5 protein-coding genes and 1 pseudogene are annotated in these 6237 nt (G+C 44.1%); 5 read left to right on the top strand and 1 reads right to left on the bottom strand.

Going from position 1 to position 6237, the window contains the following annotated elements:
• The 5 genes and pseudogenes from ACEW9J_RS06785 to ACEW9J_RS06765 form a co-directional block, all read left to right on the top strand.
• Positions 1-192, top strand: a pseudogene (locus ACEW9J_RS06785) (hypothetical protein); the annotation flags it as partial.
• A 214-nt stretch (positions 193-406) separates the two neighbouring features.
• Entirely contained in the window at positions 407-1078 is a 672-nt protein-coding gene (locus ACEW9J_RS06780) for a DUF4351 domain-containing protein (protein WP_373544372.1), read from the top strand.
• Between the two features lie 30 nt (positions 1079-1108).
• A complete protein-coding gene (locus ACEW9J_RS06775; RefSeq protein WP_373544371.1) occupies positions 1109-1369 on the top strand; it encodes a DUF4351 domain-containing protein in 261 nt (86 codons plus the stop codon).
• Between the two features lie 160 nt (positions 1370-1529).
• Positions 1530-4034 (top strand): NB-ARC domain-containing protein, encoded by a 2505-nt coding sequence (locus ACEW9J_RS06770; protein WP_373544370.1) that lies wholly within the window; start codon positions 1530-1532, stop codon positions 4032-4034.
• Positions 4035-4055: 21 nt separating this feature from the next.
• Positions 4056-5117, top strand: a complete 1062-nt coding sequence (locus tag ACEW9J_RS06765) for a WD40 repeat domain-containing protein (protein WP_373544373.1) — start codon at positions 4056-4058, stop codon at positions 5115-5117.
• Between the two features lie 21 nt (positions 5118-5138).
• On the opposite strand, the gene fabD is transcribed toward ACEW9J_RS06765, so the two are convergent.
• Positions 5139-6023 (bottom strand): ACP S-malonyltransferase, encoded by an 885-nt coding sequence (gene fabD / locus ACEW9J_RS06760; RefSeq protein WP_373544369.1) that lies wholly within the window; start codon positions 6021-6023, stop codon positions 5139-5141.
• Positions 6024-6237: the final 214 nt, after the last annotated feature.

Below are 6237 nucleotides of genomic sequence, written 5' to 3'. Positions count from 1 at the left end.
ATTACGGCATCACAAAGCATTGGGGTCGCCTATATTTTGGTTCATGCTTTGGATGATGGGGCGAAACGTTTCTATGAAGTTAATGGCTTTGTGGCAATTCCCGAACGACCATTGACGCTATTTTTACCTGTTGCTACTGCTGTCTTAGCAATGCAGTCTCAGGCGCGATCTGTCTCAATTTCCCCACGATGAATTCGCAAAAAACTTATTTGAATTACTACTTACACCATTTGGTGGTGTAGAGATCGAACGTAGCGTTCAGCCAGAAGCCAAAGCCGTAGATATCTACTTCCAACCGACTCAACCGATTCCGCCCGATCATCAGATCGGTTTATTAGCCCGCTGCATTACTCAACCAGCCATCTTTGAACCCTTCCGCAATCCCGTTGGTGTGGGCGAGATCCAGATGTGTATTGCGAAGTTATTTGAGATTCAACAAGAGTTGACACGAGACCGAAAACGACTCAAACAGACAGATACCGCCGAAATCAAACCGCAATTATGGATACTCACGCCGACATTAGCAGCTCCGACGTTGACTGGATTTGGAGCAGTGCCAGATCTGGAATGGGGACAGGGAGTATATTTGTTACCCATTCATCTCCAAACGAGCATCATCGTCATTCATCAACTACCCCGCACCCCTGAAACATTATGGTTTCGGTTGATGGGGAAAGGAACGGTACAAGAAAATGCAATTAGTGAAGTTGCTAATTTACCAGCCAATAGTCCGTATAAAGGTAGCGCCTTAGATTTATTTTTATCGCTTAAACTAGAACTAGAGTCGAAACAAAGTATCGAGCCAGAGGAGCGAAATTTAGCCATGAGACTATCTGCACTGTATATTGAGAAGATTCAAGAAGCTCAACAAGTTGGTCGTCAGGAGGGTCGAACAGAAGAAGGACAGGCTTTAATTCTGCGTCAATTGACTCGACGAGTGGGAAATGTGCCGATCGAGGCAGAGACATTGGTGAAGGCTCTATCACTGGATCGGTTGGAGGATCTAGGTGAAGCTTTGTTAGATTTTGCCAAGATTGAGGATTTATTAGCTTGGTTGGATGGCGATCTCAATAAATAAAGTATCGAGCCAGAGGAGCGAAATTTAGCCATGAGACTATCGGCACTGTATATCGAGAAGATTCAAGAAGCTCAACAAGTTGGTGAAGCCAGAGGTCGCCAAGAGGGTCGCATAGAAGGTGAGCGAGAATTAGTGATGTTGCTATTAACAGAAAACCTCGGTGATGTTTCCACTGAGTTAAGTCAGGAGATCGCCGGATTATCTGTGGATAAGTTGCAGGAATTGGCGAAGGCGTTGTTGCGATTTGGTTCGATGGTAGATTTGACTGAATGGCTTGCTAATCACCGGTAGCTAATGGCAATACAACTCCGGTTTGGGATTTATGGCTTGGTTGAATCGGGATCGATGTAAGGTAGTGTAAACCTTCTGTCGTATAAATTACAATTTCACACCAACAAATCGAGATATACTACTTCTAGTTCACGATCGATTTAGCAGCGATCGACCCTAAATGACTGGACAAGAAGCTCTCAGAATCGTCGATCGATTGCTCGAACAACATCAACGCGGATCTCTCAATACGCTCCAAGCCGAAATCGTCTCGAAAGTCTGGAATCGCGATTCCTATCAGGAGATCGGGAGAGCATTGGGTTACGATCCGGAATATATCAAACAAGTTGCATCGCAGTTGTGGAGATCGCTCTCGGCGATCGTTGGGGCAAAAGTTTCTAAAGGGAATCTCTGTGCGATCCTCCAGCGTTATCGCACATCCTTAACAATTACGAATTGGGGAGAAGCGATCGACGTTTGCCACTTCTATGGGAGAGTGACGGAGTTAGAAAGGCTCGAACAGTGGATTGTCGATAGTCGTTGTCGGGTAGTGGGAGTTTTTGGTTGGGGTGGGATTGGGAAGACCGCGCTCTCGGTGAGACTCGCTCAACAGTTGGAGTCGCAGTTTGAATGTGTGGTCTGGCGAAGTTTGCGACAGGCGATCGAGCCGAAAGATCTGCTGGATGAGATTTTACCGATTTTGATTGGTGCTGAGGTACAGGAGAGTTCGATCGATCTATTGATGCAGCAATTACGACAAAAACGCTGTTTACTAGTGTTTGATAATGTTGAATCAATTTTGCAGGCTGGTGCTAAAAATGGCTGCTACTTGGCGGGTTATGAAGCCTATGGTGAGATTTTTGAGCGGGTTAGTGGCGAAAGCCATCAGAGTTGTCTGGTGATTACCAGCAGAGAAAAACCCAACGGCATCAGCCTTCGGGAAGGAGTTAATCTACCAGTTAGGTCGTTGCAACTCAGTGGACTCGACAGCACCGCCGCTCAACATCTGCTCCTTGATAAAGGAATCGCAGCACCACTTATTGAGCAGCACAATCTGATTAGTTATGTTGACGGTAATCCCTTAGCTCTAAAACTAGTAGCGACAAGTATTCAAAACCTATTCAATGGCGATGTTCATGCTTTTTTAGCCCAAGGTACTGCTGTATTTGGCAATCTTTGGGAGTTAATAGATCGACAGTTCGATCGATTATCAGTCCTGCAACAACAAGTGATGTACTGGCTGGCGATCGATCGAGAAGGTGTTACTCCAGACAGATTGCAAGCAGCATCGATCCCCGCAGTTACGCTACCTATTTTATTAGCAGCACTAGAAACACTCCGAGATCGATCGTTAATTGAAACTACCGAGTGGGGTTTGACTCAACAACCCGTGATTATGGAGTATGTCACCGAAAGGTTTATTAGACAGATCGAACGGGAAATTATTTCGGAAGAATTGGATCTATTTAGAACCCATGTTTTAATCGAAGCGCAAACCAAAGATTACCTGCGAGATGCTCAAATTCAACTAATTTTACAGCCGTTAGTGGATCGATTATTAGCGCATTTTACCGATCGATCGCACCTCGAATTGCATCTTAGCAAAATTTTGACTACCTTGCGTCACCAAACCGACAAAATCGCTGGTTATGCGGCGGGAAATCTGCTCAATTTATTTTGTCACCTCAAAACCGATCTCCAAGGCTTTGATTTTTCGCACCTGGCGATTCGTCAAGCCTACCTCCTGAATGCGACTTTACACGATGTCGATTTTACAGGGAGCCACATCAGTCAAACTGTCTTCGCCGAAACCTTTGGCGGTGTAGTTGGGATTGCTTTTAGTCCCAATGGCAAACATTTTGCGACTAGCGATACCAAAGGCGATATTCAGATTTGGGATGCTCGTACATACACAAAACTTACTAATTGTCAAGGGCATCAACACTGGACTTGGGCGATCGCTTTTAGTCCCGACGGTCGATCGATCGCCAGTGCTAGCGATGACCATCAAGTGAAGTTGTGGGATGTCGCCACGGGTGAATGTTTGCAGACATATACCGGACACACATTTTCAGTCAATGCTGTCACCTTTAGTCCCGATGGGCAAATTATCGCCAGTTCCGCTCAAGATAGTACGATTCGCCTCTGGCGGACATTTCCAGGTAATTTAAGTCCCGAAATCCAGACTTTAGTAGGGCATCGGGGTCGGGTCTGGTCGATCGCGTTTAGTCCCGATGGTCGTACTTTAGTTAGTGGTGGTGAAGATCTGACTGTGCGGCTGTGGGATGTGGCGACGGGTAAATGTTTGGCTGAATGGGAAGCTCATACCGCTTGGGTGCGGTCTGTCGCCTTTAGTCCTGACGGTCGATTCTCCGATGGAGAGGCTACGCCAACGATTGCGACGGCTAGTTACGATCGATCGATTAAAATTTGGGATGTCGATACGAAAGAATGTCTTCACACATTAATCGGACACCAACAACCTGTTAGTGCGATCGCATTTAGTCCAGATGGGCAACAATTAGTGAGCAGTAGTTTCGATAAAACTATTAAACTTTGGGATACAAATAGTGGTAAATGTGTAAAAACTCTCCTCGGACATCGTAACCGGATTTGGACTGTTGCTTTTCATCCAAATGGTACCCAAATTGCTAGCGGTGGCGATGATAATCATACTAAAATTTGAGATTTAGAACGGGGATGCTGTATCAAAACGATCGTCGGACATACTAATGCGATTTTATCTGTTAAATTGAGTCCCGATAGGAGTTATTTAGCCAGTGGTAATGAAGATACTACGATTAGAATTTGGAGTATCGATCGAGAAAAGATCGTCCAAACTTTGCGCGAACATACTAATCGAGTCTGGTCGGTTAATTTTAGTCCTGATGGTCGGTTATTAGCCAGTGGTAGTGCTGACTACACCATCAAATTATGGGATTGGCAAGTAGGTAATTGCCTCAAAACATTGCGAGGTCATCATAGTTGGGTGTGGCGGGTGATTTTTAGTCCCGATGGTCGAACATTAGCCAGTACTAGTTACGACCAAACAATCAAAATTTGGGACGTTGATACTGGAGCGTGTTTGAATACGTTGCAAGGACATACAAGTCCGGTAATTTATGCCGATTTTAGTCCCGACGGTAAGCTGTTGGTAAGTTGTGAATTTGCAGGTATTATTAAACTCTGGAATCCGCGATTGCCGAAGGCAGACCAGGGGTCAACGGGTGAATATTATCGAGATATCGGCGAGCATAGTAATAGTGTTTGGTCGGTGACTTTTAGTAATGATGGTCAGTGGTTAGTTAGTGCGAGCTACGATGAAACCATTAAAATTTGGTCTGTGGAAACAGGCGAATGTTTACAAACTTTTTACGGTCATCAAGGGCCGATTCTGAATGCAAAATTCACTGATGACGACCGATTTATTATCAGTGTAGGAGTCGATCGATCTCTCAGAGTATGGGATATTCAAACTGGTAAATGTCTCCATACCCTGACCGAGCATAGTGGGTTAATATATACTCTAGATGTTGGTAATATTCGATCTCCAGTTCTGGATTCTCCCAAGTTTATCGCATTTACTGGTAGCTTAGATGAAACTATTAAGGTTTGGGACTTAGATGCTGCTAAATGTATCGCCACTTGGAAATCTCGCCGTCCCTATCAAGGAATGCAGATCCACAAAATGCAAGGATTAACTACAGCACAAAAAGCTACTTTACAGGCTTTAGGAGCTATTAGTAATTATGGTTTGGGGGATTCTTAAATTAATCGATCGATGAGGACATTACAATATTGATTCCAACTCCGATCGAGTGCCCACCTGTACCACCGAAATTCCCTCACAGGTGCGTTTAATCAAGCCACCAAGTACCTTCCCAGGGCCGACTTCGATCGCTTGTTGGATGCCTAATTCGGGTAGCTGGAGGGAGATTTCGCGCCACCGGACAGAACCTGTAATTTGACTATTAAGATGTTCTTTCAGTTCGCTTCCCTTGGTAGTTGCGATCGGTGACACATTTGATAGTACGGGGATTTGAGCATCATCAAAATCGATCGCCGCGAGTAACTTCCCAAAATCAGTGGCGGCTGTCGCCATCATCGGCGAATGAAAAGCACCAGAGACATTTAACGGGATGGCTCGTTTAACTTTAATTTGGCTGACAAATGTAGCGATGCCTGCGGCTGTTCCAGAAATTACTACTTGAGCGGCACTATTATCATTAGCAATTACTACATCTGGAGTATCGGCAATCGCGGCTTCTAGTTGCGCTCGATCGAAACCCAATAAGGCTGTCATCCCTCCTTCTGAAGCTAGAGCCATCAACTCAGCTCGACGCTTAACTAGTTGCAATCCCGTTTCAAAGTCAAATACCCCCGCAGTATATAGCGCGACATATTCACCTAAACTATGTCCAGCAACTACATCGGGAGTCAATCCCTGTTGTTTGAGTAAATCTACTAAAATACTTTCAATTACATACAAACATGGTTGAGTATAGCGAGTATTTGCTAATTTTACTTCATCATTTTGACAAATATCGACTACCGACCAATCCAAGATTTCTGCGGCGCGATCGAATGTTTTTTTAGCTGAATCGATGGCTAGTAAGTCTACTCCCATGCCGAGTAATTGCGATCCTTGCCCAGGAAATATCCATGCGGTTTTCATGTTACTTATTACTGATTACTTCCAACTATTAATTAATTTATTAAAGAGCCGAGGTTGAAGTCCCCCACCTTCACCACCCAATTATCAATTATCAATTATCAATTATCAATTATCAATTATCAATTATCAATTATCAATTATCAATTATCAATTATCAATTATCAATTATCAATTATCAATTATCAATTATCAATTATCAATTATCAATTATCAA

The sequence above is a fragment of the Chamaesiphon sp. genome, from assembly GCF_041737865.1.
Classification (GTDB): Bacteria; Cyanobacteriota; Cyanobacteriia; order Cyanobacteriales; family Chamaesiphonaceae; genus Chamaesiphon.
Note: the sequence above shows the minus strand (reverse complement) of the source record. Positions and strands in the feature narration are given on the sequence as shown.

What these genes read in the sequence shown, in the direction of transcription:
- ACEW9J_RS06780 (WP_373544372.1), top strand. Translation starts at nt 407, where the DNA reads ATGTGTATTGCGAAGTTATTTGAGATTCAACAAGAGTTGACACGAGAC.
- ACEW9J_RS06775 (WP_373544371.1), top strand. Translation starts at nt 1,109, where the DNA reads ATGAGACTATCGGCACTGTATATCGAGAAGATTCAAGAAGCTCAACAA.
- ACEW9J_RS06770 (WP_373544370.1), top strand. Translation starts at nt 1,530, where the DNA reads ATGACTGGACAAGAAGCTCTCAGAATCGTCGATCGATTGCTCGAACAA.
- fabD (WP_373544369.1), bottom strand. Translation starts at nt 6,023, where the DNA reads ATGAAAACCGCATGGATATTTCCTGGGCAAGGATCGCAATTACTCGGC.